Here is a 24,772-nt window from a genome sequence, read left to right on the forward strand (position 1 = left end):
ATGCGGTTCCGTATCCTGCCGCATCCGGCCCGCAAATGCCCGACCGTGATCGGGACTTGACCGAACTGTGAAAGGAACGTGTGAGTGAGCCTGGTCCTGTTCCGTCGCCCGTCACGTCGGCCGGGCCCCGAGGCGCCCAGCGGCTCCCTGGAACTCCAGGAACCGCCCGCGCTGCCCGAGCGGCAGAGCAGCATCTCGGCACTCTTCACCTACCTGCCGATGGCCATCGCCTCGACCGGCATGGTATTGATCTTCCTGCGCCCCGGCGGTAGCGGAGTGTTCACCTACCTCGTCGGCGGCATGATGCTGGTCAGCACCCTGGCCATGCTCATCGGCCAACTGGTGCGCACCGCCGAGGAACGCAAACAGCGGCTCAGCGGCGACCGGCGTGACTACCTGCGCTACCTGTCCCAGCACCGCCGACGCGTCCGCGAAGCCGTCGTACGGCAGCGCGACGCACACGCCTGGCGCAACCCCGACCCCGCCGCCCTCTGGTCCCTCGTCCGCACCTCCCGGCTGTGGGAACGCCGCACCACCCACGACGACTTCGCCGAGGTCCGCCTCGCCGTCGGGGACCAGCGCCTCGCCCTGCGCGTCGCCCCCCTCCAGACCAAACCCGTCGAGGACCTGGAACCGCTCTCCGCCCACGCGCTGCGCCGTTTCGTCCGCGCCTACACCTCCGTCGCCGACCAGCCCATAGCCGTCCACCTGCGCGGATACGCCCGGCTGCGGCTCGGCCGCTCCGGACCGGCACGCCCCGACGAACCCGAGGACCCCGGCACGGCCGAAGCACGCGCCATGGTCCGCGCCCTGCTGGCCCAACTCGTCGTCCTGCACGCCCCCGAGGAACTCCGCGTCGCCGTCCTCGCCGCCCCCCGGACCCTGCCCGCCTGGGACTGGGTGAAATGGCTGCCGCACGCCCTGCACCCCAGCGAGACCGACGGCGCCGGGCCACGCCGCATGGTGACCGACACCCCGCGCGAACTGGCCGAACTGCTCGGCGACGAGTTCGCCGCCCGCGCCTGCTTCGACCCGCAGGCCACCCCCGGCAAGGACGAACCCTTCACCGTCGTCGTCCTCGACGGCGTCGAGACCACCACCGACGACCGGCTCGGCGGCGGTGGCTACCGCAACTGCGTCGTCCTCGACATCACCGGCTGCCTCCCGCTCGACGACAGCCCGCACACCCTCGAACTCGCCGTGCACAACGGCACCGTGGAAGTCGTCGGCACCGACCGCAACGGACGCGAGACCCGCAGCAGGCTCGGCGCCGCCGACGCCCTCTCACCGGTCCGCGCCCTCGCACTGGCCCGCATGCTCGCCCCCTACCGGATGAGCGTGACCACCGAGATCGCCGAACCGCTGGAGACCGACTTCCAGTTGACGACCCTGCTGGGCATCTCCGACCTCCACACCCACGAACTCCACCGGCTCCGCGAGGGCCGCGGCCCCGGCGAACGCGACCGGCTGCGCGTCCCCGTCGGCATCGCCGCCGACGGCTCACCCGTCGAACTCGACCTCAAGGAGTCCGCCTACAGCGGCATGGGCCCGCACGGCATGCTCATCGGCGCCACCGGCTCCGGCAAGAGCGAACTGCTGCGCACCCTCGTCACCGCGCTCGCCCTCACCCACTCCTCGGAGATGCTCAACTTCGTCCTCGTCGACTTCAAGGGCGGCGCCACCTTCCTCGGCCTCGACGACCTGCCGCACACCTCCGCCGTCATCACCAACCTCGCCGACGAGGCCGCCCTCGTCACCCGCATGCACGACGCCGTGCACGGAGAACTGATCCGCCGCCAGGAACTGCTGCGCGCCGCCGGCAACTACACCTCGGCGCTCGACTACGAACGCGCCCGCCTCGCCGGCGCCGCCCTCGCACCCCTGCCCTCACTGGTCGTCATCGTCGACGAATTCAGCGAACTCCTCGCCGCCCACCCCGGGTTCATGGACCTGTTCATCATGATCGGCCGGCTCGGCCGCTCCCTCGGCGTGCACCTGCTGCTGGCCTCGCAGCGGCTCGACGAGGGACGCGTCCACCAGCTGGAGTCGCACCTGTCCTACCGCGTCGGACTGCGCACCTTCTCCGCCATGGAATCCCGCGGCGTCCTCGGCGTCCCCGACGCACACCAGCTGCCGCCCGCACCCGGCAACGGCTACCTGCGCAGCGACACCGCCACCCTCACACGGTTCAAGGCCGCCTACGTCTCCGGCGCCTACCGGGCACAGCGCCGCGCCCGCCCCGCCGCCGGGCCCGGAACCGGCGCCGTCGTCCCCTACCACGCCGGCTACGTCGCCCCGCCCGGCCCGCTGCGCCCACCCGAGCCCGACCCGCAGGAACAGGACGAGACGGAGCCAGACAGCCTGCTGGAGACCGCACGGACCCGGATCCGGGCCGCCGGCGGCGCCCCCGCACACCGCATCTGGCTGCCGCCGCTGGACACACCACCCGCCCTCGACACACTCCTCCCGCACGCCGCCGACCCGGCCGCCGCCTACCGCCGGGCCGCCGACCGGACCGGAGAACTCCACGTCCCGGTCGGCATCATCGACCGCCCCTTCGAACAGCGGCGCGACCCGCTGACCGCCGAACTCGCCGGATCCGGCGGGCACATCGGCATCGCCGGCGGCCCGCAGAGCGGCAAATCCACCCTCATGGCCACCCTGATCACCGCGCTCGCCGTCGGTCACACCCCGCGCGAGGTCCAGTTCCACTGCCTCGACTTCGGCGGCGGCACCCTCGGCCGCCTCAGCCGGCTGCCGCACGTGGGAACCGTCAGCGGACGGCTCCAGACCGAACGCGTCACCAGGACGGTCGCCGAGGTCACGACCCTGCTCACCCGGCGCGAGGAGAGCTTCGCCGCACACGGCGTGGACAGCATGGCCGACTACCGGCGGCGTCGCGCGGCCGGCGAATTCACCGACGACCCCTACGGCGACCTGTTCCTCGTCGTCGACGGCTGGTCCACCATGCGCCAGGACTTCTTCGACCTGGCCGAAACCCTCGTCCACACCGCCACCCGCGGCCTCAACTACGGCATCCACCTCGTCATCGCCTCCACCCGCTGGGCCGAGATCCAGCCCGCGCTCCGCGACCAGCTCGGCACCCGCTTCGAACTGCGCCTCGGCGACCCCGTCGACTCCGTCGTCGACATGCGCACCGCCAAGGAGGTCCCCCGCGCACCCGGCCGCGGCCTCACCGAGGACGGCTTCCACTTCCTGACGGCACTGCCCCTCCTCGCCGACGAGGGGACGGCCGCCGCCCCCCTCGCCGAGCGCACCCAGGAACTCACCGCCCGCATACGCGACGCCTGGGGCGCGCGCCCCGGCGCCCCCGCCGTGCGGATGCTGCCCGCCACCGTCCCCGCCGCCGAACTGCCCGCCCCGCGGGGCCGGTCCATACCGCTCGGCCTCGAAGAGACCCGCGTCGAACCCTTCCACCACGACTTCGACACCTCGCCCCACCTGCTGGCCGTCGGCGACACCGAGAGCGGCAAGACCAACCTGCTGCGCCTCGTCACCGACGCCGTCGTCCGCACCCACGGCAGCGACGCCGCCCAGTTCGCCTTCGTCGACCCACGGCGCGAGCTGTACGACGCGGTACCCGCCGACTACCGCCTCGACTACGCCGTCTCCCCGGACGCGGCGGCGGAAATGGTCACCAACGCCGTCACCGCACTCAAACCCCGGCTGCCCGGACCCGACATCAGCCCCGACCGGCTGCGCCGGCACGACTGGTGGACCGGACCCCAACTCTTCCTCCTCGTCGACGACTACGACCTCATCGGCGGCAGCGGCTTCGGCGCCCGCTCCCCGCTGGAGCCCCTCCTCGACCTCCTCGGCCAGGGCGCCGAAATCGGCTTCCACCTCGTACTGGCCCGCGCCGCCGGAGGCATCGGCCGCGCCATGAGCGACCCCGTCCTGCGCCGCCTCGGCGAAGCAGGCGCAACCCGGCTCCTGCTGTCCTGCCCACCCGGCGAAGGCATGCTCTTCGGCGACATCAAACCCCGCACCCTCCCACCAGGGCGCGGCCTCTGGCTCTCCCGCCGCCACAGATTCCAGGTCCAGACAGCTCTCCGCACCCCCTCGGCCCCGCAGGGGGAGGCCGAACCCGGCTCCGACGACTCCCCGGACGGCCCGGACGGCCCGAACAGTCCTGTGCCGTTCGCTCCCGCCCCGGACGCCTCCTCGGACGCCTCCTCGGGCGGGTCCGCGCCGGACGGCTCCTCGCCCGGCCCCGACGCGGGCGGCTCCCCGGGCGGCCCTGCCGCGGACGACTCCTCGGGCGGGTCCGCCTCGGACGGCCCCGCGGGCGGGTCCGCCTCGGGCGCCCACACCGGGGCCTCACGCACCGGCACACCGGAGGTCGGGTCGCCCGGCCCCCGCGTCCCCGGGCCGCCCGCACCCGTGCGGACGGGCAGCAGCGGCGCACCCGCCCCCGAGCCGGAGGCGGACCGCCCCGAGCGGGACGCAGCGGACGCGGACGAAGAGGAAGAGGAGGAGGCGTGAGCGCAGCCTCCCGCCGGGCCGGACGGCACAGCACCTCGCCGCCCGTGCCCGCCGTCCACGCCGGATTCCCACGGGGCCACGGCGACGACCTCCGACTGGGCCCCGCCGGACGCCTCGACCGGTGCGACGGCCACACACCCGGCAGCGACGGTCCCGGCCCGGGCCACGCGGGCAGCTTCGCGCACGGCGACGGCCTCCGCCGCGTCCGCGCCGGGGACACCGGTGGGCCCGGTCACGGCGCGGGCGTCGAACCGGGCGGCGACGGCGCGGACGCGGGCCACGCGGAACGCCCGGCCCAGGGCGACGGCCCCCACCCCGTCGGCACCGAACACCCCGGCAACCGCACCGCCCAGCGCCCCGAACTCCCCACCGCGCCGGGCCCGTTCACCGTGGCCCGCGCCATGGCCCTGACGCTGTGCTGCACACTGGCGCTGCTCCTGACCGCCGGCGCACAGCCCGCCGCACACGCCGCGGCCCGCCCCGCCGCCGGCGGCCCCGTCCTGCCGCAGGTCCCCGAGGCGCTGCCGGACAGCTCCCAGTGTGTGAAGCCCGCCCGCCGCACCATCCGGCAGACCCCCTGGGCCGCACACCGGCTCGGCCTGTCCGAACTGCACCCCCTGGGTACCGGCTCCGGCGTCACCGTGGCCGTGCTCGACAGCGGGCTGACCACCGACGGCGTGACACAACTGCAAGGCCGCGTCACAGGTGCCGAGGGGAAGGACTGCGCCGCGCACGGCACCTTCCTCGCCGGGCTGGTCGCCGCAGGCGAGAAGGACGGCAGCGGCTTCGCCGGAGTCGCCCCCGAGGCCCGGATCGCCGCCCACAAGGTGACCGCGCACAGCGGCACCACCTCCGCCGCCGCCCTTGCCGCACAGATACGCCGAGCCGTCGACGACGGCGCCCGGGTCGTGCTGATCGGCGCGCCCGCCCGCCGTGACAGCTCCGCTCTCAGGGACGCCGTCGCCCACGCCGGGAAGAAGAACGCCCTGGTGGTCGCCCCCGCACGGCTGCCGGGCACCCACGGCGGCCCCGCGCACCCGGCGGGAGGCAAGGGCGTGCTGAGCGTCGCCGCGGTCGACACCGACGGTCGTGTGCACCCCCGCACCGGCAACGACGGCTCCACCCTGCCCGAGGGCACCGCCCTGCTGGCCCCGGGCGCGGCCGTCATCGGAGTCGGGCCCGGCGGAGGCCACTTCACCAGCAGCGGGGACACGGTCGCCGCCGCCTTCACAGCCGGGGCAGCGGCCGTCGTCCTCTCCCGCTCCCCACAGCTCACGGCCGACGCCGTACAGCACCGCCTGCTGACCACCTCCCTCCCGGAGGACGAGGAGACCGCACACAACATCCCCGCCGAGCAAGGCGGTTCAGCCCCCTCCGGCACGCCCGGACGCCTGGACCCGGTGGGCGCCGCCTCCGCCGTCTCCGCCACCGAGAACCCCGCGTCCCGCCCGCGCGCGGCAGGCGCGCAGGACACCTACCGCACCGACCCGCGCCCCGAGGGGGTGGACGCCACAGCGGCCTGGGCCGGCGTCGGCGCCCTGCTGCTCCTGACGCTCCTGGTGGCCGCGGCAGCAGTGCTGGTCCCCCTCGGCAAGGCCCGCTCCTGGCGCCGCCCCGGCGCGGGCGCACCCACTCGGAACCCGCAAGCACACGGACGAGCAGGGGCACCACCGGACCGTCCCTGACGCCCCGCGTCAGCCGCGCAGCGGGCGGAAGAAGGCGCGCAGTTCCTCCGCGTAGCGTTCCGGTTGTTCGAACGGGGCGAAGTGGCCGCCGCGCTCGGGCTCGCTCATGTACGTCATGTTCGCGGTCCGCTCCAGCCATGCCCGCGGCGGGCGCACGATGTCGCCCTGGAAGATCGAGAACCCGGACGGTGTCTCGACGTAGCGGGTGCGCTGGGCCGGGTCGAGCGCGGCGTTCGCGTGGTACATGCGCATGGAGGAGCCGATGGTGCCGGTCAGCCAGTACAGCGTCACGTTGGTGAGGATCTCGTCCTTGCTGTAGACGCTCTCGATGTCGCCGCCGCAGTCGCTCCAGGCGCGGAGCTTCTCCACGATCCATGCGGCGAGCCCGACCGGTGAGTCGGTGAGCCCGAACGCCGCTGTCTGCGGCTTGGTGCGGTGCATCGCCCCGTATGCGCCCTCCTCCCCGCCCCAGCTCTGGGCGTCCCGGATCCAGGCGCGCTCCTCCTCGGTCAGGTCCGCCGGATCGCCGCTGTACACGGGCAAACCGCCGTCCATACGGTGCACGCCCACCACACGGTCGGGGTGGTCGAGTGCGAGGTAGCGGCTGACGTGGCTGCCGATGTCGCCGCCGGCCGTGCCGTACGTCGCGTAGCCGAGCCGGCTCATCAACTCCGCCCACAGCCCGGCCACGTCGCGGGAGTCGAGCGGAGCTCCGGCCGGGATGTCGGAGTAGCCGTAGCCGGGCATGTCGGGGACGACCACATCGAATGCGTCGTCCGGATCCCCGCCGTACGCGCCGGGGTTCGTGAGCAGGTCGACGACCTTGGTGTAGCGCCAGAACGAGTCGGGCCAGCCGTGGCAGAGCACCAGCGGCACGGCCCTCCGCGACGGCGCCGCCGCGCGTACGTGCACGAAGTGGATCCCGAGCCCGCCGACCGTCGTACGGAAGCGAGGCAGGCGCGCGAGGCTCTTCTCCTGCGCGGGCCAGTCGAACCCGTCCGCCCAGTAGGCGACCAGTTCACGCAGGTACTCCAGGTCGGTTCCCAGGGACCAGGCCGCGCCCTCGGGCGCGTCCGGCCAGCGGGTCGCGTGCAACCGGGCGCGCAGGTCGGCCAAGGCGGCCGGGTCTGCCTGCGGGGCGAAGGGAGTGACGGTTTCGCGGTGCTCGTCCATGCGTCCCATCATCCCTCTCCCGCGAGCGCGGGCCCCGACCGCCCCGCTCCGTCCGCTCGGCTGCCGCGCGAAGGCCGCTGCGGCGGGGGCGTCCGGTGCTCGGCCGCCAGCCTGCCGACTCCGTCGCCGACGGCCGGGGGCCTGTGGACTGACGGCCGCGAGCCCGGGGCGCGCCGCTCCGACCCTCGGTCCGCGAGCCGGCGAGGCGGCGGGCCACGGCCACCGACCTCGCAGTTGCCGAGCTACCGCGGGCTCCTGACGTTTTCCCGTGGAAAGCTGTCGCTGTTGCCACTGGGCGGCCGGAACGGCAGAAGGTTGACTTCGGCGTGGCGGAGAGAAAGCGATCCGAAGGAACGTCCCATGCCCACCCAGGTTGTCCCGCTCGACGGTTTCGACCGGCCCGGTGTCCGTGCCCTCACCGGGCGATGGACAACCGTGCCTCGGCAGCGCGTCGCGCGTGTCCGCCTGTCACCGGGAGATGCCGTGAGGTGACCGGCCGCCCTCGGTGAGCCGCCACGGAGCCGCAGGGGCCGGACCCGGCCTCGGCCCGGCCGTGAGGCTCTTCCGAGGAACTCCCCGCCAGTGAACGGCGGATGGGCGTGCGTCTGCCGGATCGTGCACGCGAACCGGTCCCGGCCGAACGCCGCGCGGACCGGCGGCGCCCGGGGAGCCGGCGGGGGAGTGGCTCTCGACGGCACCCCGCCGCCGGATCAGCTGAAGCAGGCCGTCGCCGCGCCGATGCGGCCGAGGCCGCTGTCGGAGGCGGCCGTCGGCGACGGTGCGACCACGCCCTCCCGTCCGCGGACGTCCCGCCACCACCCTCGCGCCCGGCATGCCTACCGGGCCCGGTGCCGCAGGCCGTTCCCCGGCACGATGCGCCGCGCCCTCGACGCTGCGGCCCCCACCCGACAGAAGCCGCGGCCCACACCGACAGAAGGAGTCGCCCCCTCATGCAATACGTCTCGCCCGTGTTCGTCGGCATCATCTACTGCCTGTTGACGTCCCTGATCCGTGAGCCGCAGCGGCGCCGTTTCCACGCGGTCATGGTGGGCGGAGCCGGCGCCGCCTATCTGAGCGGGGGAGGCTTCGGCGTGTGGGAGCTTCCCGCCGTGGCGTTGATGACCTACGTCGCCTACCGCGGCCTGGATTCCTGGACGTTCATCGGCATCGGCTGGCTGCTCCACACCGCGTGGGATCTGGTGCACCACCTGAAGGGCAATCCGATCCTGCCCTTCTACCACGACTCGTCCATGGCCTGTGCCCTCTGCGACCCGGTCATCGCCCTGTGGTGCTTCCGCGGAGGACCCTCCCTGATCGCGCTCGTCCGCGGCTGGTTCGGGCCCGGCCGGACCACCGACCACGCCCACGGAGGGGCCTCCGCGACCTCCTGACCGGACGGCACCGGTGCCCGGCGCTCAGGGACGAGGGTCGGGCACGCGGCAGGGGTCTGGAGCGGCTCGCGTGCAGTGGGCGCCCCGGGCGTGGAGAGCTGTCGCCTCGTCCGGCGGCAGGTACCTCGGTCGCCTGCCACCGGCCGTACTGCGTCCACAACCGTGAGCGCGCTCATGCGATGCGGATACAGCCGTCATGGAACGCTCACACCGCCTGGCTAGCGTGCCGGCCATGACAGCCAACCCCACCGGCAGCACGGCCGCGCCTGGCCCCGAGCCGGTCCGACGGCGGGACGGACGAGGAGCGTGGAACGCATGAGGAGTACGGAGAGCACGGGACGTGCGAGCGGCAGGACGGGCGTGCGGATGTCCGGCACCGTGGGCCGGGCCGGTCGTGGCGGCGCCGTCCTCGGTGTCTGGCTGGCGCTGGCCGGGATGGTGTGCGGTACGGGCACGGCGTTCGCACCCACGGCCTCAGCGTCCGTGACCGGCCCCGCCGACGGCGGCAGCCGGGCCTACGACGTGGCCGACTACGACGTGAAGGTCGACTATGAGCCCGGGTCCGCGCGGCTGCGAGGCGATACCGAGGTCGTGGCGGAAGCGACCGAGGATCTCCCGGAATTCGGTATGGACCTGGCGCTGACCGCCCGCTCGGTCGAGATCGACGGCAGTCCCGCGAAGAGCGTCACACGATCCGACGACGGAGGTATCACCGTCGTACCTCGGGAGACGATCGAGAAGGGCTCGGAATTCCGCGTCCGGGTCCGCTACGACGGCTATCCGGGCAAGGACAACCCGAGTTGGGTCGAGAGCGAGGACGGAAGTGTCGTCACGGTGCTGACCCCGGTGGGCACCTGGTTCCCCGGGAACGACGATCCGGAGGACAAGGCGGGCTTCCGGCTGGCGGCGACGGTTCCGGACGGCTGGACCGCCGTGTCGAGCGGCCGGGAGGAGCCGGCGCGGCAGCGCGGTGACCGGTCCACGTTCCGCTGGAGGTCCACGGAGCCGCTGCCCGCCGATGCGGCGATTCTCGGCGTCGGGAAATGGGACGTCGAGCGGACGGTACTCGGCGACGGGACGCCGCTGACCACCGTCTACAGCGCGGGCAGGAAGGACGAGTTCGAGAAGTACGCAGGTCGGCAAGAGGAAATCATGGAATTTCTCGCGGGGAAGTTCGGGGCGTACCCGTACGACACGCTGGTGAGCTTCTTCCTCGACTCCGTGGACGACACGGCTCCGAACTTCGCGGGCCAGGGTGCGGTGATATTCCCGAACGCGGAGAGTGAGAAGTACTTCGACTCCTCGGTCGTCGCACACGAGTTGACGCACCAGTGGTACGGACGGCTGGTGGAGGAGGGGGAGAGCCGGGATCTGTGTCTGAGCGAGTGCTTCGCGACGTACGCCCAGTGGATGTGGTCGGAGTTCAGCGAAGGGCAGGACCTGGACGCGAAGTACCGGCGGGAGATCGAGAAGAGGAAGGACGACGAGGAGTTCTGGCGGGGGAAGCTCTCCGAGGGCGAGGGCGTCTACGGCAGGGGGCCGTTCATGGTGCACGCGCTGCGGCGGCAGATCGGCGACGCGGCGTTCGAGAAGGTGCTGAAGCAGTGGCCCGCCCGGTTCGCGGGCAAGGCCCCCGAATGGTCCGCGATGGAGAAGCTCGTTCAACAGGTGTCCGGACAGGACCTGGAAGGTTTCTTCCACGCCTGGGCGAGGAGTGAGGGCGTCCCCGAGGACACCTATCTGTGGCCCGGCTCCCTTCGGCCCGGAGAGAAGGCTGCGCGCCACGGGTGAGTGACGACCCGGCCGCCCGCCCGGGCCCGCCCCCGGGGGGGCGGGCCCCAAGTGCCCGTTGCGGGAGGGGCCTTGACGCGCGGGGAGACGGTGCGGACCGGGGCGCGGGCTCACAGCCCGGGGAACTGCTCCAGGCGGGCGTCGAGGTGGGTGCGCAGGCCGTCCACCAGGGCGCGGATGGCGGAGTCGGCGTAGTGGGAGGGGTCCCACCCCGCGTACAGGGGCACGGTGAGCGGCCCCTCGGGCGCGTGGACGACGAGCGCGCGCAGATCGAAGCGGGTGGTGTCGGTGACCAGACAGACCCCTCGGCCGCGTGCGGCCAGGGCCTGCGCGAAGGCGGAGGAGCCGCTCTCGGTGACGTCGGCCGGGGTGAGGTCCGCCGCGCTGACGGCCTCGTCGACGACCAGCCGGGCCATGTGCGAGCGGGTCATCACGATCAGCGGCTCGGTGACCAGCTCCGCGAGCGTGATCGACGTACGTCCGGCCCAGGGGTGCGAGGGCGGCACCTGGGCGAGGACCGGAGTGCGGCCCAGGAACGCGGACTCCAGCGGGGCCGGGGCCGGAGTGGTGGAGACGCCGAAGTCGGCGTCGCTGTGGACCAGCGTGTCGAAGACCTTGCTCGGCTCCTCCTGGAGGGCGTCGCGGAGGGCGGGCCCGCCGGTGCCGCCCTCCGCCATGAACGGGGCCAGCAGGCAGGCGACGGTGGGGGCGGCGGCGACCACGGCGAGCGCGGCCTCCTCGCCCCGGCCCATGGCCGCCATCGTCTCGGCGGCCTGCTCCGCGCGGCGCACCAGGTCCTGGGCGAGAGGCCGGAAGCGGCGGCCCGCGGCGTTGAGCGTCAGGGAACCGGCGCCGCGTGAGAACAGGGTGACGCCCAACTCCTTCTCCAGCGCGCTCAGTTGACGGGAGAGGGACGGCTGTGCGAGGGGGATCCGGCGGGCCGCCGCGGTCACCGACTCGGCTTCGGCGACGGCGAGGAAGTAGCGCAGCACTCGCAGTTCCATGACGGCCTCCCGGGCGCCTCCTGAACGGGTGCGGCGTGCCGTGCCATGCCTCGGAGGCATGGAACCCGTAGCAACCAAGTATTAGACGGCATGGGTGGCCGAATTCAAACTGTGGTTGTCCAGCCGGCAGCCGGCTCGCGTTCCCCTCTCCTGCACCTTCTCTCCCACTCCCCTTTCCGTCCCTGCCCGGCGCCTGCGGCGAGACGCCGGCCCGGCACGCCCGACCGCCGCCCGCTCGCCGGAAGTTCCGCTCCCGCCGGAGGCCCCATGAACTCCCCGTATCCCGCAGCCACGGAACGCCCCGCGCCACCCGGGCGGCCCCGCGCCTCGCGCCAGGCCCGCCGGGCGGGTATCGGCTCGTTCGTCGGCACCACCATCGAGTGGTACGACTTCTTCATCTACGGCACGGCGTCCGCGCTGGTCTTCGGCAAGCTGTTCTTCCCCGACGTGTCACCGGCCGCCGGAGTGCTCGCCTCCTTCGCCACGTTCTGGGTCGGCTTCCTCGCCCGGCCGCTCGGCGGGATCGTCTTCGGCCACTTCGGCGACCGCATGGGCCGCAAGGGCACCCTGGTCACCACGCTGCTGATGATGGGTATCGCCACGTTCCTCGTCGGCGTGCTGCCCACCCACGCGCAGATCGGGCTCGCCGCACCGCTCCTGCTGGCGCTGCTGCGCGCCGTCCAGGGCATCGCCGTCGGCGGCGAATGGGGCGGCGCGGTCCTCATGGCGTCGGAGAGCGCACCGAAGGGGAGAGGTTCCCTCTTCGCGATGCTGGTGCAGCAGGGTTCACCGGCCGGGTCGATCCTCGGCACGCTGGTCTTCCTGGCCGCGGGAACCCTGGACGACGCGGCGTTCCTCTCCTGGGGCTGGCGCGTGCCGTTCCTGCTGTCGGGGCTGCTGGTGGTGGTCGGCCTGCTCATCCGTCTCAAGGTCGAGGAGCCGGACGACTTCGAGCGGGTCAAGGACCGTGGGGAGGTGGCCAAGCTGCCCGTCGTCGAGGTCCTGCGCACCGCGTGGCGAGTCGTGCTCCTCGGGCTCGGCGCCTCGATCATGGGCATCTCCGCCGCCTACTTCACCAACACGTTCGTCCTCTCCTGGACCACCAACGACCTGCACATGGCCCGGCAGACGATGCTGTACGTACTGCTCGGCACCTCGGCGCTTCAGTTCCTGTGGCAGCCGTTCGCCGCGCTGATATCCGAACGGGTCGGCGAGATGCGGTTCATGGTGTGCTCGCTGCTCGCCAACGTCGTTCTGGCTTTCCCGGCCTTCCATCTGATCAGCACCACCCGGCCGCTGCTCGTCTTCTGCGGTGTGGCGCTCACGATCGTCAGCGGCTCCGGGTACTACGCGGTCCTGGCCGGCTTCCTCGCCCGCGCCTTCCCCTCGCGCGTGCGCTACACCGGCATCTCCCTCTCCTACCAGCTGTGTTCGACCCTCATCGGCGGTACGACCCCGCTGGCGTGCCAGGCCCTGCTGACGGCCGGCGGATCCATCTGGCCGGTGGTCGGCTTCTACGTGCTCCTGCTGCTGGTCACCGCCGCGTGCGTCGCCGCACTCGCGCGCTCCACCGAACGGCGCGCCACCGCACCGGAACCCGTACCCACGACAGCCTGACCCCTCATCGCCCCGATCACCCGGAACCCACCGACGAACGACAGGAGTTCACCCCGTGCGCCTCGACGCCGTCTACCACAACGGACACTTCACCACCCTCGACGCCGACCGTCCCACCGCACGGGCCGTCGGCGTGCTCGGCGGCCGGATCGCCGGTCTCGACGAGGAGTTGGACGGCTGCACCGCGGAGCTGACCGTCGACCTCGGCGGGGCACACGCCGTGCCCGGCTTCAACGACGCGCACCATCATCTGAGCCTGGTGGGCAAGGGACTGCGCGAGCTGGACGTCACCCACGCCGCCGCCCCCAGCCTCGACGCGCTCTACGAGGCCGTCGCCGAGCGCGCCGCGACACTGCCGGAAGACGCCTGGGTGCTGGGCGCCGGCTACGACCAGAACAAGATCGGCGCGCACCCCACGGCGGAGGGGCTCGACAGGGCGGCCCAGGGGCGCCCGGTCTGGCTGGTGCACACCTCGCACCACATGGCCGCCGCCAGCACCGCCGCCTTCGCACGGGCCGGATTCGCCGGCCGCGAGGGCGTCCCCGACGTACCGGGCGGCCACGTCGTACGGGACGCCGACGGGCGGGCCGCGGGGCTGCTCCAGGAGACCGCCATGCACCTCGTCGAGCAGGTGCTGCGCCCCGAGCCCGCCGAGGAGTGGATCGCCAACATCGCCGCCGGCGCGCAGGCCGCCGTGGAGGCCGGCCTGACCAGCGTCACCGAGCCCGGCATCGGCGTCACCGACGGCATCGGCAACGGCCCCGCCGACCTGGACGCCTACATGCGGGCACGCGAACGGGGCCTGCTCGGCGTCCGGATGACCGTCATGCCCTACATCACCGCGCTGCACGACTGCGGCGCCTTCGAGCCCGGCTCCCGGTGGTACGGGCTCGACCTCGGCCTGCGCACCGGCTTCGGCGACGAGCGGCTGCGCGTCGGCCCGACCAAGATGCTCTCGGACGGCTCGCTGATCGGCCGCTCCGCGGCGATGTGCTGCGACTACCACGACACCCCCGGCAACAAGGGGCTGCTCCAGTTCTCGCGCGAGCAGATCCGCACCTACGTGCTCGAAGCACACCGCTGCGGCTGGCAGATCGCCACGCACGCCATCGGCGACGCCGCCCTCGACGTCGTCCTCGACGCGTACGACGAGGCACAGCGGTCGCACCCGCGCCCCGGCGCACGGCACCGGATCGAGCACGCGGCGGTGACGAGCGACGCCCAGGTCGCCCGGATCGCGCAGCTCGGCCTGATCCCGGTGCCGCAGGGCCGCTTCCTCTCCGAGATCGGTGACGGCCTGCTGACGGCGCTGGGCCCCGAACGCGCCCGACTCGCCTACCGCATGCGGTCGTTCCTGGACGCGGGCGTGGTGCTGCCCGGCTCGTCGGACGCGCCCGTGGTGGCCGGAGCGCCCCTGCTCGGCATTCACGACATGGTCAACCGGCGCACCGCGGCGGGCGCCCCCCTCGCCGGGCACGAGGCCGTCACCGTCCGGGAGGCGCTGCACGCCTACACCGTCGGCTCGGCACACGCCGTCCACGAGGAGCACCGCAAGGGCACCCTCGCCCGCGGCATGCTCGCCGACTTCACCGTCCTCGACGACGACCTCCTGCGCGTCGCGCCCGAACGCATCGCGGACCTGACCGTAGGGGCGACCGTCGTCGGCGGCCACATCGCCCACGACGCGGGCGCCCTCAGCCCGGCCTGACCCGCGCCGCGCGCCGTAGGCCCCACCCACGTCGATCCCCGCCACCCACGCCGCCCGGCCTGTCGGCCGGAATCTCCGGGCGGTTGAGGGGCGCGCGGCAGAGCGCGGCGCCCGGTTCGGCGGAGACGGCTCAGCCCGGCGAACAGGACTCCGGCTTTTCCGCGATCAGCAGTGCGTAGCCGAGGGTTCCGGCGGTGACGGCGGCGCGGGCCGCGGCCAGCACGGCGGGGGCGGCGTCGAGGTCCACGCCGGCCTCGGTGAGCCGTCCCGCGGCGGTCATACGCAGCAGCTGAAGCCGGGCCTCGATCTGGTCGAGCATGCGGACCATGGCCTGGTCGTGCCGCTCGGTACGCACCGTGCGCAGCCCGGCCCCGGCCAGGATCGCGGCGTACTCGTCCAGCGGGCGGGCATCGGCGACACAGGCGATCCGCGCGGCCAGGCCGGTCAGTTCGGCCGGGAGCCGGGCGGGGTCGGCGGTGACGTCGGTGAGGCCGAGGCGGCCTCCCGGTTTCAGGACCCGGGCGAACTCGGCTGCGGCGCGGGCCTTGTCCGGGAAGGTGCACAGGGCGCACTCGCAGACGGCGGCGTCGAACACGGCGTCCGGGTAGGGCAGTTGCTCGGAGTCGCCCGTGGTGAAGGCCGCCCGCCCGGCGAGCCCGGCGGCCCGTGCGGCGTCCTGCGCGAGGGCGGTGTTGGCGGGTGCGTAGTCCACGCCGTCGACGTGCACGCGGTAGGTGCCGGCGAGGAGCAGGGCGGTGGTGCCGCGGCCGGAAGCGACATCGAGCACGCGGGAGCCCTCGGCGAGGCCCAGCACATCGGCGAGGTGCCGGGTCAGTGCGGTGCCGCCGGGGTGGTAGGAGTCGCCCAGCAGCAGCGCGACCGCGTCGGAGGAGTAGGCGTCCGCGCAGCAGGTCTTCAGCTCGTCGCCGGGCGGGCCGGAGGGCGCGGCGCGGCCCGTCACGGCGTCTGCTCCGCGGTGGCGGCAACGGTGTCCGGGCGGAGGGTCCGGGAGCCGTGTGCCGTGTCGGCGAGCCGGTCGGCCAGCGGGAGCGCGTTCGGCACCACACCGGCGACGGGCACGCCGGACATGTCGGCGCGGACCTGCTCGCGGTAGCCGACGGAGTTGTAGGCGCAGAACGGGATCAGCCGCCCGTCGGGCGTGATCTCCTCGACGCAGCACTTCATCAGCTGTTTGACGTTGAGCGTGTAGGGGTCCTGGAAGTCCTGCACGACGATCATGAATGCCTTGTCGCTCAGGTCCTTCACGGCCTCCGGCAGGTCGATGCCGCAGGTGTCCGCGCAGTCGAGGGCCTCGGCGGTCGCGCGCAGCTTCGCGTCGGTGGTCTCGGTGGCCATGAACGCGGACGCGGACCACAGCTTCTCCAGGGCCTCGCGCACCCGGGCGTCCGGCAGCACGCGGTTGGTCACGTAGTCGAGGTGCTCCTCGACGTCGAGCAGCCGCGGGATGGGCACGACGGTGCGCGCACCGGGTTCGCCGTCCACCAGCACATAGGTGAGGGAGCGGCAGGTGGGAAAGCAGCACGGGACGGGGAAGAAGTCGCCCTTCCGGAACCAGTCGGGCCGCTGTTCGCCGATGAGCCGGACGACATCGGGGTTGGTGAGCCGGGTCAGCGGATCGAAGGGCGTGTGCCGGCCGGAGTGGGTGACCGGCTGGAAGACCACGGACCGTACAGCGGGGTGGTCGATGCCGTACTCGACGACGGCTCCGAGTTCGTGCTCGTTCAGGCCGCGCTCGACGGCCGCGACCAGGGTGGCGGTCAGCCCGGCCTCGGCGCAGTTGTCCAGGGCCCGCTGCTTGAAGGCGCGCAGGTCCCGGCCGCGGATCTCCCGGTGGGTGCGCTCGTCGAAGCCGTCGAACTGGAGGTAGATGTTCACCGACCTGCCCGGCGCCCGGTTCCGTTTGCCGAGTTCGGCGACGAAGTTCTTGTCGGTGGCCAGCCGGATGCCGTTGGTGTTCAGGGTGACGTTCCGGATCGGGCGGGCGAGAGCGAGATCGATGAAATCCAGGATGTGCTTGTGGAGGGTGGGCTCTCCGCCGGAGAACATCACCACCTCGGCCTCCCCCTCGGACGCCACGAAGGCGTCCAGCATCCGCGCGCACTGCTCATGCGTGATCGAGTAGCCGTCCCGCCGGCGGCCGGAGTCGGCGAAACAGATCGGGCAGTCCAGGTTGCAGCCCGTGTTGACCTCGATGATTCCCAGGCACGCGTGCTGCTTGTGCTCCGGGCACAGCCCGCAGTCGCTCGGGCAGCCGTCCTTCACCTCGGTCTGGAACGTCAGAGGGATCGTGCCGGGCTTGTTGAACCGAGCCGACGCCAGATACTCCTCCGCGTCCCCGTACACCAGGGCCTCGAACTCGCCGTGCGCGCGGCAGCGTTTCCGCAGATACACCTTGTTGTCACGGAGGTTGACCTGCGCGTCGACGGGTGTCTTGCACATCGGGCAGATCGACTTCGTGAACTCCACGAACACCTCGTCCCTGTCCACCTTGCGCCGCGGCGGCGGGTCCTGAGTCATCACACGGTTCCTCTCGGAAGGGGCCAATCGGTTCGGCGGACACCACGGTCCGAGGTGCTCTTCTCAGGGGCGCGCAGATCCGGACTCCGGGCGTGCCGTACGGGCGGAGCGCAGCAGCAGAACGGCGTACAGCAGGATCAGACCGTCCTGCGCCAGGACGATCCAGCTCAGCCGCTGGGTCAGGTGGTTGCCGAAACAGCCGCAGTTGCCCACGACGAGCCGCCGGGCGTACGCCTGCGCGGCCAGCGCGCTCCACACCAGCGCCACAGCCGTGTACACCCACACCGGTGCGAGCGCCCCCGACCGGGGCCGGACGAGGAACCACACCCCGCAGACCAGCTCCCCGGCGATCAGCCCGGCCGCGAGCACGGCCGCAGCAAAGCCGTGCACCAGACCGTAGGCGCCGAGCAGCGCCGGCATGTCGGCCGCGGAGGCGAGCTGGCCGACGGCCATCCCCGTGAAGACCGCGCCGAGGACGAGACGGAGCACCACGGGGCGACGCTACGGGCGCCGCCCCGGCGGGGACCGTAAGCGGCTGACCGCGTCGGCCGCCCGCTCAGCGGCGCGGCGCGGCGCGACGCTCGGCCTCGGCCCCGACCGACGCGAGCGAGGCGGCGACCGCGGCCTCCCACCGCGCGGCCACCGCGTCCCCCCACCGCTGGCCGAGCCGCCACAGATCGGTGCCCAACTCGCCCTCGTACACCAGCAGCGTCCCCGCCCCGGAGTCCTCCAGGACGAAGGACTCCGTCACCTGCGGCACCGGCCCGCGCACCAGACGGAAGTCGATCCGCTCCGGCCGGGTGAAGCGGACCGTCTCCACCGTCACCGCGTGCAGCCGTCCGCCGGCGAGAGGCGTGAAGTGCTCCGCGAGCACCAGATCGCTGCCGCGCTCCAGCACATGCAGCCTGCCGCGCATCGCCCGCGGCGTACGCCCCGGATACGGGCGGGCCACCACGTCGAACACCGTCTCCCGCGGGGCGGCGATGTCCACCATCTGCGGGCCCAGTGGCCGGGAGCGGCGCCCCACTCCGAGATCGACGGGGACGGCTCCCGTCACCAGCCCAGATAAGCGGCGCCCAGCAGGCCGCCCGCCCCCACGGTCCAGGACACGGCCCGCAGCGGACGAACGCCTCTCACGGGTCCACCCGCGGGCCGGTGTCCTCGACGACGACGCCGTCCCCGAAGGCGACGTGATCCTTGATCCTCCGGGCCGGCGGGCTGGGATGCGGGTAGTACCAGGCGGCGTTCCTGCTGGTCCGCCCGCCCGCGGTCACGGTGTAGTAGCGGGCGATCCCCTTCCAGGGGCACAGTGAACGGGCCCGGCTCCCGGTGAAGTGCTCACGGTGCAGCGACTCGGGCGGGAAGTAGTGGTTGCCCTCCACGACGACGGTCCGCTCGGCCTCCGCGAGCACGGTGCCGTGGAACACGGCGCGCATCATGTCCGGCCACCTCTCTGACGCCCCGTCACGGTTCTGCCGCGACACTAGCGCCGTGACCGGGCCCCCTCGCCGGTTCGGTGTCCGCGCCGGGCACCACTCGGCCGGTCGGACGCGGAAGCCCCTCCGCCCGGACCTCGACCGGCGGAACCCTCGCCTGACCCGCCGATCCACGGCGCCGGCCCCGGCTGCCGCTCTTTCCGGCACGTCAACAGCCGGGGCGGCAGACCCGTCATCCCCCAGGCGTCCGCGTCAGGACCCTCCCCGGTCGTCGGCCGCCGCCGCGGCCAGCGTGCGGGCGGCCTCGATGACGGCCGTGCGGCGGCGGTCCAGCGCGGCGGCCTCCGTCTCCTCGCCGAGGGTCGCGCGGCACGTCCGCGGCACCGCGAAGTTCCACGAGATCAGGCTCATGACGGAGAACAGCAGATCCTGAGCGACGCGCAGACGCTCGTCCTCGGACGCCCGCCGGTCGCCTGCGCGGGCGAGGTGGGCCGCCTTCTCCTGGAAGGCGTCCCGGAGTCCGGAATCGGGGGAGGGGCCGGGCTCCGGCGCGGCCCCGTGCCCGCCCGCCGCCGAGCCGCTCGCGCCCCCGCTGTCCGGTCCCGTCGGCCCCGCCGACTCCAGCGCCTCCCACAGGAGCAGCCGGATCAACTCGGGGTGCTCGCGGTGCCAGTCGAAGAGCTGGCCGACCGATGCGGCGATGTCGTCCGGGTCGATGGAGAGCGCGGCCCCGACCTCCTCCAGCTTCGCGCGGACCACGGCGGTGAACAGCCGTTCCTTGTCGCCGAAGTAGAGATAGATGGCCTGCTTGTTGGCCCGGGCGGACCGTGCGATCCGGTCGACACGGGCGCCGGCCAGGCCCCGCTCGGCGAACTCGGCAGCGGCTGCCGCGAAGATCCGCCTTCTGGTGTCCTCCGCGTCGTAGGCCATGACCGCATTAAACCATCCGGTTGACTCGGGCCGCCGCGCGAGGGACCATCCCCGACGAGAGAAAAACAACCAGATGGTTTATTCCTTGGAAGGGCTTCCCATGAGCACCGACGCCGCCGCTGCCACCCCCGCCCCCGTCCCGGCCACCGCCGTTCCGCTGCCCGAATCCCTCGCCGGCACGACCGTCCTGATCGCCGGCGGCAGCTCCGGCATCGGGCTGGCCGCCGGCACGCTGCTGCGCAGGGTCGGCGCCCGCGTCGTACTGATCGGCCGGGACCCGGACCGGCTGGCGTCCGCCGCCGAGCGGGTCCGGGAGGCCGGCCCGGCGGGGGAGGACGACGCCGTGCTCGGCGTCGCGGGCGACGCCGGGGACGAACGCACCCTCACCGACGCCTTCGACGCCGCCGGCCGCGTCGACCACGTCTACGTCACCGCGGGAGGCCACGCAGCCCCGGGCCCCCTCGGCGAGCTGTCCGACGAGGGGATCCGCGGAGCGGTCGCCGGCGGCGTGGGGCGGACGTTCGCCGTCGCCCGTGCCGCGGCGAAGCGGCTGCCCGCCGGGGGATCGCTCACCCTCAGCTCCGGCGTCCTCGTTGCCCGCCCGGTGCCGGGCCTGTCGGTCACGCTGGCCACCGGCGGTGCGGGGGAGGCGCTGACCAGGGCGCTCGCCGTCGAACTCGCCCCGGCGCGGCAGCGCGTGAACGCCGTCCGCTACGGCGCGATCGACACCCCGCTGATGCGCTCACTGCCCGGCTTGCAGACGGACGAGGCCGTCGCCGCCGCCGGCGCCTCCGTGCCGCTGGGCCGGTACGGGACGCCGGAGGAAGCGGCCGCGGCGGCGCTGTTGCTGATGGCCAACCCGTACATCACCGGCCAGATCATCACCGTCGACGGCGGCCACGTCCTCAGCTGAGCCGAACCGCCCACCGCAGCCGCCCATGTGACACGGCGCCGGCCGGAACTTCGGGCAGGCCGCGCTCTCCCACAGCTCTCGGCCACGTCCACGAGCACCGACTCGGCCACGCGCGGACGCACGCGAACTCGCGTGAAGTTGCGGTCACTTGGACGGCCGGGGCGACGGGTTTCGGACAGGGGGCGAGTGGGGCCTCAGCGAGAAGCCCTCGGTTCGGCCGGGGCGAGCGTCAGCCTGGGCAGGGCGTAGCCGACGAGAGGGCCGATCGTGGCCATGAAGAGAACCGTGCCGGGGCCGACCGTGCCGCCGAGCAGCCAGCCTCCCGCCAGCACCGACACCTCCACGAGCGTGCGGCCGACGGCGAGCGGGAGGCCGAGGTGCGCCAGGCCGGTCATCAACCCGTCCCGGGGGCCGGGGCCCCAACCGACGCCGACGTAAAGGCCCGTTGCCAGAGCGATTCCCAGCACGCCCGCGAGCAGATAGAGCGCACGCACCGGCAGCCCGTGCGGGGTGGGAAGCGCCCACAGCGCCACATCGAGGAAGGGGCCGACGCACAACGCGTTGGCGACGGTGCCGACCCCGGGGCGCTGCCGCAGCGGTATCCACAGGGCGAACACGACCACCGAAACCCCGAGCAGGACCGCACCCGGACTCCAGCCCGTCTTCTCGGCGATGCCTTGGGTGAACACGGTCCAGGGGTCGGCGCCCAGGCCCGCCCTGAGCAGCAGGGCCATGCACACTCCGTACAGCGCCAGGCCCGCGGAAAGGCGTACGCAACGGGTGAGGAGGAGCCGCGAGGAGTGCGTCACGGCGCGGGCTCCGAAGCGTCGATCAGGGCGGCTGCCGCGCGCGTGGCATCGGCGGCCGCCTGCGGGGCCGCGTCCGGGCCGTGCACCACGACGCGTCCCGCGACACCGTCGATGAGCAGGAGCAGTTGAGAAGCCAGGTCGTCCGGAGACGCACATCCGGCCTCGGCGCACAGGCGGCTCAGGAAGGTGAGCAGCCAGGTCTTCTCCTCCTGGACGGGGGTGCGGATCGTCCTGTCGGCCTGCGGGGCCTCGACTGCGGCGTTGAGGAACGCGCAGCCGCGCTGCCCCCCTTCGGCGTACCAGGCCGCGAGCCAGCGGAACACCGCCAGTGGACGCCGCCGGGGGGCGTCCTCGCGCGCCACCCACGCTTCGAGCTCCGCCCGGCGGGCGGCGTGCCGGTGGCGCAGCCCGGCGGCGACGACAGCCGACTTGGTCGGGAAGTGGGCGTACAGCGTCGGTTTGGAGACTCCCGCGGCCTCCACGACGGCGTCCACGCTGGTGGAGCTGATGCCGTGCTCGTAGAAGACGGTGTCGGCCGCTTCGGTCAACAGTTCCTTGGCGCGTCCTCGGCTGCTCATGTACTTAACTTACTAGTTAGGAAAGATACGCGCCAGAGCCGGCCTCCATGCCCCTCTTCGCAGGGCAGAGGGCTGCGTTCGGAGCCCGCCCCTTCCACGCGTCGGCGACTGCGCCTTGGCTGACCCTCTTCCCCGTCGCTCCCCGTAGGGGTGCAGGCATGCCGCGACGAGGCCACCACGCGCGGGTTGTTCACCCGCCGCTCGGCAGAACTCCTCTTCCCCGCAAGGAGAAAGGGTGGGCAGACTGTGAAGCAGGATGGAGACTGTAATGGAGCGATTGCGGTGGGTGATCACGTGGTGCCGTGGGGGCTGAGTCGTATGCGGCCGTATCCGGACCGGGCCGCTGTGCCGGCTGCGGAGGTGGTGCTGGACCCCGGATCTCAGACCGGCCGGTGGCTGGGCGCGGACGGAGCCGAGCTGGTGACGGCCCGGCACAAGCGGTCGGAGACCAGCAGGGAGACGCAGACGAGGACCAGTTTGGACGGCAACCCCGATCAGGGCTCCGACCAGGAGGGGGACACGGATTGACCGCCGGTCCGGTGCTGGTCGTCTCCCGTGTGGACGATGTGACCGCCGACGTGGTGGTGGAGGAGCTGAACCGCCGTCGGGTGCCGGTGGTGCGCCTGGACCCGGGCGACTTCCCCGAGGCGGTCGGTGTCAGCGTCCGTGCGGACGGGGGATTGTCCGGGACGGTGGCCACCGAGAGCCGCTCGATGGAGGTGGCCGCGGTCCGGTCGGTGTACTGGCGCCGTCCGCGTCCGTACACCGCCGCGGTGGGCCTGGCCGGGCAGGACGCGCGCTGGAGTGTGCAGGAGGCGCGCCATGGGCTGGGTGGCGTGCTGGCGGCGCTGCCCGGCGCGCACTACGTCAACCATCCCTGGCGCAACCGGGACGCCGAGTACAAACCGGCTCAGCTGGCGCTCGCCGGCCGTTGCGGTTTCGAGGTGCCCCCGACGCTCCTGACCAACGACCTGGAGGATGCCCGCCGCTTTGCTCGCGAGTACGGCCCGGTCGTCTACAAGCCTCTCCGCGCCACCGACTACCACGACGACACCGGCCGGGCTCTGACGGTCTGGGTGGACGAAGTCGATCCGGCGGAACTCCATGAGGGCGTGGGCGCGACCATGCACCTCTTTCAGAGGCGGGTGCCGTCGGTGGCCGATCTGCGTGTCACCGCGGTCGGAGAGAAGATCTTCACCGTGCGCATCGACGGGAGCCGGGGGCTGGACTGGCGGCGCCACTACGACGCGCTCTCCTACAGCCTGATCGACACCCCGTCCGCGCTGGAGAAGGCGGTCCGCGCCTACATGGACGCGGCGGGCCTGGTCTTCGGCGCCTTCGACCTCGGCCTGGACGCCGACGGCCGGGCCTGGTGGTACGAGTGCAACCCCAACGGCCAGTACGCCTGGTTCCCCTCGGCGATCAGCATGCCGATCGTCTCCGCTGTCGCAGACCAGCTCCAACACGCAGGAGAACCGACGTGACCGCCGCCACCGCTCGTCTGCGCCGCGATCTGGCCGACCAGGTCGCCGACACCCGTCCGGATCTTGCTCCGCGGTGGCGTGAGGCGGTCGCGGCAGTGGACCGCGGCGTGTTCATCCCGCCGGCCGTCTACCGCCCCTCCGGCGCCGGATGGGAGCCGGTCTCGCGTGCCGAGGTGGGGGAGGAGGAGTGGCTGCGGATGGTGTACCGCGACCGCACCTGGGTGACACAGGTCGACGGAGTGGACGCCGCCGACGCCCGCGGGCCCATGACCGGCAGCCCTACCTCCTCGGCCACCCTGCCCTCGCTCGTAGCCCGCACCCTGCACCTCGCCGGTCTGCGCGGCGGGCGGAGAGTCCTCGAAGTCGGAACAGGCACCGGCTACTCGACTGCTGTCCTGTGCCACGGCGTCGGTGCCGAGAACGTCGTCAGCATCGAGTACGACCCGGCCTGCGCCGCCGCCGCGGCCCGGAACCTCGAACGGGCGGGCTGCGCCCCGACCCTCGTCACCGGCGACGGGCTCCAGGGCCACAAGGAACGCGCCGACTACGACGCCATCATCGCCACCTGCTCGGTCCGTTCGATCCCGCCCGCATGGCTCTTCCAGCTCGCCGACCGGGGCAGCATCACCACCACCCTCAGCGGCTGGATGCTCGCAGCCGGACTGATCCGGCTCACCCTCGACGACGACGGCGTCCTCTCCGGCCGTTTCGAGAGCGACCAGATCACCTACATGCTCGCCCGCCCCCACGAACGCCCCCCGCACAGCACCTTCTTCCGGCAGGAGGGCCGCACCCGCCCGACCCGGCTCGACCCCGCCCTGACCGAGCAGTGGGCCGGCGCGTTCGTCGCACAACTGGCCGCTCCCTCGGCCGAGATGCTCTCCACCGGAGACGGGCTCGTGCTGTGGGACGTGGCCACCGGCTCCCAGGCGTGGACCGAGCCGTCAGGCAGCGGATGGACCGTCCACCAGCACGGACCCCTCTCCCTGTGGGACCACATCGAGGACGCGCTGCTGACCTGGCAACAACAGGGCTGCCCCGACCTGACCGGTTTCGGGATGACGGTCACCTTCGAAGAACAGAGGATCTGGCTCGGCACCCCCGAAGGCCCCTCCTGGCAACTGCCCGCCTGACGCCTTCACGGAGGACGGAGCGTCCGGCCCCCGCAGGCGGCACCGACAAGGAAGCCGAGCAACCCGCGGGCGTCGT

20 protein-coding genes are annotated in these 24,772 nt (G+C 73.0%); 10 read left to right on the plus strand and 10 right to left on the minus strand.

All coding sequences use genetic code 11. From position 1 onward, the window contains the following. Positions 1 to 84 precede the first annotated feature (84 nt). Together eccCa and SCA03_RS08405 are read left to right on the plus strand one after the other, a co-directional pair. Positions 85 to 4,506 (plus strand): type VII secretion protein EccCa, encoded by a 4,422-nt coding sequence (gene eccCa, locus SCA03_RS08400; protein WP_230988541.1) that lies wholly within the window; start codon positions 85 to 87, stop codon positions 4,504 to 4,506. After that, positions 4,503 to 6,191, plus strand: coding sequence for a S8 family serine peptidase (locus SCA03_RS08405; RefSeq protein WP_086816240.1), 1,689 nt, complete (start codon positions 4,503 to 4,505; stop codon positions 6,189 to 6,191). Before eccCa ends, SCA03_RS08405 begins: the two co-directional genes overlap by 4 nt. Before the next feature lie 9 nt (positions 6,192 to 6,200). Here SCA03_RS08405 and SCA03_RS08410 read toward each other — a convergent pair whose 3' ends face one another. Continuing rightward, complete coding sequence (locus tag SCA03_RS08410) at positions 6,201 to 7,364, minus strand: epoxide hydrolase family protein (protein WP_086816244.1); 1,164 nt, start codon at positions 7,362 to 7,364, stop codon at positions 6,201 to 6,203. Positions 7,365 to 8,314: 950 nt separating this feature from the next. On the opposite strand from SCA03_RS08410, the gene SCA03_RS08415 reads away from it, so the two are divergent. Together SCA03_RS08415 and SCA03_RS08420 are read left to right on the plus strand one after the other, a co-directional pair. Further along, positions 8,315 to 8,755: a DUF6010 family protein gene (locus SCA03_RS08415; RefSeq protein WP_030873966.1), complete on the plus strand. Its 441-nt coding sequence runs from the start codon at positions 8,315 to 8,317 to the stop codon at positions 8,753 to 8,755. Positions 8,756 to 9,070: 315 nt separating this feature from the next. After that, positions 9,071 to 10,546, plus strand: a complete 1,476-nt coding sequence (locus SCA03_RS08420) for a M1 family metallopeptidase (protein ID WP_086816238.1) — start codon at positions 9,071 to 9,073, stop codon at positions 10,544 to 10,546. A gap of 110 nt (positions 10,547 to 10,656) precedes the next feature. On the opposite strand, the gene SCA03_RS08425 is transcribed toward SCA03_RS08420, so the two are convergent. After that, positions 10,657 to 11,550 (minus strand): LysR family transcriptional regulator, encoded by an 894-nt coding sequence (locus SCA03_RS08425; protein WP_086816236.1) that lies wholly within the window; start codon positions 11,548 to 11,550, stop codon positions 10,657 to 10,659. Positions 11,551 to 11,817: 267 nt separating this feature from the next. Here SCA03_RS08425 and SCA03_RS08430 point away from each other — a divergent pair, with 267 nt between their 5' ends. Continuing rightward, the gene (locus SCA03_RS08430) at positions 11,818 to 13,167 is read left to right on the plus strand and encodes an MFS transporter (protein ID WP_086816233.1); all 1,350 of its coding nucleotides are present in this window, start codon (positions 11,818 to 11,820) and stop codon (positions 13,165 to 13,167) included. A 55-nt stretch (positions 13,168 to 13,222) separates the two neighbouring features. Continuing rightward, positions 13,223 to 14,875 (plus strand): amidohydrolase, encoded by a 1,653-nt coding sequence (locus tag SCA03_RS08435; protein ID WP_086816231.1) that lies wholly within the window; start codon positions 13,223 to 13,225, stop codon positions 14,873 to 14,875. Between the two features lie 130 nt (positions 14,876 to 15,005). Here the strand turns inward: SCA03_RS08435 and SCA03_RS08440 are convergent, their stop codons facing one another. The 6 genes from SCA03_RS08440 to SCA03_RS08465 all read right to left on the minus strand — a co-directional run bounded on the left by SCA03_RS08440 (position 15,006) and on the right by SCA03_RS08465 (position 19,779). Further along, positions 15,006 to 15,836 carry a class I SAM-dependent methyltransferase gene (locus SCA03_RS08440; RefSeq protein ID WP_086816229.1) on the minus strand — a complete coding sequence of 277 codons (831 nt, stop codon included), beginning with the start codon at positions 15,834 to 15,836 and terminating at the stop codon, positions 15,006 to 15,008. After that, on the minus strand, positions 15,833 to 17,413 hold the full coding sequence (locus tag SCA03_RS08445) for a radical SAM protein (protein WP_086816226.1): 1,581 nt from the start codon (positions 17,411 to 17,413) through the stop codon (positions 15,833 to 15,835). The genes SCA03_RS08440 and SCA03_RS08445 overlap by 4 nt, the downstream gene beginning before the upstream one ends. A gap of 63 nt (positions 17,414 to 17,476) precedes the next feature. Beyond that, positions 17,477 to 17,905 carry a MauE/DoxX family redox-associated membrane protein gene (locus SCA03_RS08450; protein WP_086816224.1) on the minus strand — a complete coding sequence of 143 codons (429 nt, stop codon included), beginning with the start codon at positions 17,903 to 17,905 and terminating at the stop codon, positions 17,477 to 17,479. 64 nt (positions 17,906 to 17,969) lie between these two features. Continuing rightward, positions 17,970 to 18,470, minus strand: a complete 501-nt coding sequence (locus SCA03_RS08455; RefSeq protein WP_230988542.1) for an SRPBCC family protein — start codon at positions 18,468 to 18,470, stop codon at positions 17,970 to 17,972. A 76-nt stretch (positions 18,471 to 18,546) separates the two neighbouring features. Continuing rightward, positions 18,547 to 18,852: a DUF427 domain-containing protein gene (locus tag SCA03_RS08460; protein ID WP_086816220.1), complete on the minus strand. Its 306-nt coding sequence runs from the start codon at positions 18,850 to 18,852 to the stop codon at positions 18,547 to 18,549. Positions 18,853 to 19,101: 249 nt separating this feature from the next. Continuing rightward, positions 19,102 to 19,779, minus strand: a complete 678-nt coding sequence (locus SCA03_RS08465; protein WP_086816218.1) for a TetR/AcrR family transcriptional regulator — start codon at positions 19,777 to 19,779, stop codon at positions 19,102 to 19,104. Positions 19,780 to 19,879: 100 nt separating this feature from the next. On the opposite strand from SCA03_RS08465, the gene SCA03_RS08470 reads away from it, so the two are divergent. Then, positions 19,880 to 20,692 carry an SDR family NAD(P)-dependent oxidoreductase gene (locus SCA03_RS08470; RefSeq protein WP_086816216.1) on the plus strand — a complete coding sequence of 271 codons (813 nt, stop codon included), beginning with the start codon at positions 19,880 to 19,882 and terminating at the stop codon, positions 20,690 to 20,692. A 194-nt stretch (positions 20,693 to 20,886) separates the two neighbouring features. On the opposite strand, the gene yczE is transcribed toward SCA03_RS08470, so the two are convergent. Next, on the minus strand, positions 20,887 to 21,501 hold the full coding sequence (yczE, locus tag SCA03_RS08475; RefSeq protein WP_086816214.1) for a membrane protein YczE: 615 nt from the start codon (positions 21,499 to 21,501) through the stop codon (positions 20,887 to 20,889). Continuing rightward, on the minus strand, positions 21,498 to 22,079 hold the full coding sequence (locus tag SCA03_RS08480) for a TetR/AcrR family transcriptional regulator (protein ID WP_086816212.1): 582 nt from the start codon (positions 22,077 to 22,079) through the stop codon (positions 21,498 to 21,500). Before SCA03_RS08480 ends, yczE begins: the two co-directional genes overlap by 4 nt. A 318-nt stretch (positions 22,080 to 22,397) precedes the next feature. Between SCA03_RS08480 and SCA03_RS08485 the strand changes: the two genes are divergently transcribed. The 3 genes from SCA03_RS08485 to tgmC are packed head-to-tail and all read left to right on the plus strand — an operon-like array spanning position 22,398 to position 24,696. After that, entirely contained in the window at positions 22,398 to 22,607 is a 210-nt protein-coding gene (locus SCA03_RS08485) for a putative ATP-grasp-modified RiPP (protein ID WP_086816210.1), read from the plus strand. Beyond that, complete coding sequence (tgmB, locus tag SCA03_RS08490) at positions 22,604 to 23,563, plus strand: ATP-grasp ribosomal peptide maturase (protein ID WP_086816209.1); 960 nt, start codon at positions 22,604 to 22,606, stop codon at positions 23,561 to 23,563. Before SCA03_RS08485 ends, tgmB begins: the two co-directional genes overlap by 4 nt. Further along, entirely contained in the window at positions 23,560 to 24,696 is a 1,137-nt protein-coding gene (tgmC, locus tag SCA03_RS08495; protein WP_086815166.1) for an ATP-grasp peptide maturase system methyltransferase, read from the plus strand. The genes tgmB and tgmC overlap by 4 nt, the downstream gene beginning before the upstream one ends. Positions 24,697 to 24,772: the final 76 nt, after the last annotated feature.

It is taken from the genome of Streptomyces cacaoi (genome assembly GCF_006539165.1).
GTDB classification, from domain to species: Bacteria; Actinomycetota; Actinomycetes; order Streptomycetales; family Streptomycetaceae; genus Streptomyces; species Streptomyces cacaoi.

Excerpts from the sequence above, each read along its gene's own strand:
- SCA03_RS08470 (WP_086816216.1), top strand. The coding sequence starts at position 19,880 with ATGAGCACCGACGCCGCCGCTGCCACCCCCGCCCCCGTCCCGGCCACC.
- SCA03_RS08465 (WP_086816218.1), bottom strand. The coding sequence starts at position 19,779 with ATGGCCTACGACGCGGAGGACACCAGAAGGCGGATCTTCGCGGCAGCC.
- SCA03_RS08480 (WP_086816212.1), bottom strand. The coding sequence starts at position 22,079 with ATGAGCAGCCGAGGACGCGCCAAGGAACTGTTGACCGAAGCGGCCGAC.
- SCA03_RS08425 (WP_086816236.1), bottom strand. The coding sequence starts at position 11,550 with ATGGAACTGCGAGTGCTGCGCTACTTCCTCGCCGTCGCCGAAGCCGAG.
- SCA03_RS08460 (WP_086816220.1), bottom strand. The coding sequence starts at position 18,852 with ATGATGCGCGCCGTGTTCCACGGCACCGTGCTCGCGGAGGCCGAGCGG.
- SCA03_RS08410 (WP_086816244.1), bottom strand. The coding sequence starts at position 7,364 with ATGGACGAGCACCGCGAAACCGTCACTCCCTTCGCCCCGCAGGCAGAC.
- SCA03_RS08430 (WP_086816233.1), top strand. The coding sequence starts at position 11,818 with ATGAACTCCCCGTATCCCGCAGCCACGGAACGCCCCGCGCCACCCGGG.
- SCA03_RS08485 (WP_086816210.1), top strand. The coding sequence starts at position 22,398 with ATGCGGCCGTATCCGGACCGGGCCGCTGTGCCGGCTGCGGAGGTGGTG.
- SCA03_RS08445 (WP_086816226.1), bottom strand. The coding sequence starts at position 17,413 with ATGACTCAGGACCCGCCGCCGCGGCGCAAGGTGGACAGGGACGAGGTG.
- SCA03_RS08415 (WP_030873966.1), top strand. The coding sequence starts at position 8,315 with ATGCAATACGTCTCGCCCGTGTTCGTCGGCATCATCTACTGCCTGTTG.
- SCA03_RS08420 (WP_086816238.1), top strand. The coding sequence starts at position 9,071 with ATGAGGAGTACGGAGAGCACGGGACGTGCGAGCGGCAGGACGGGCGTG.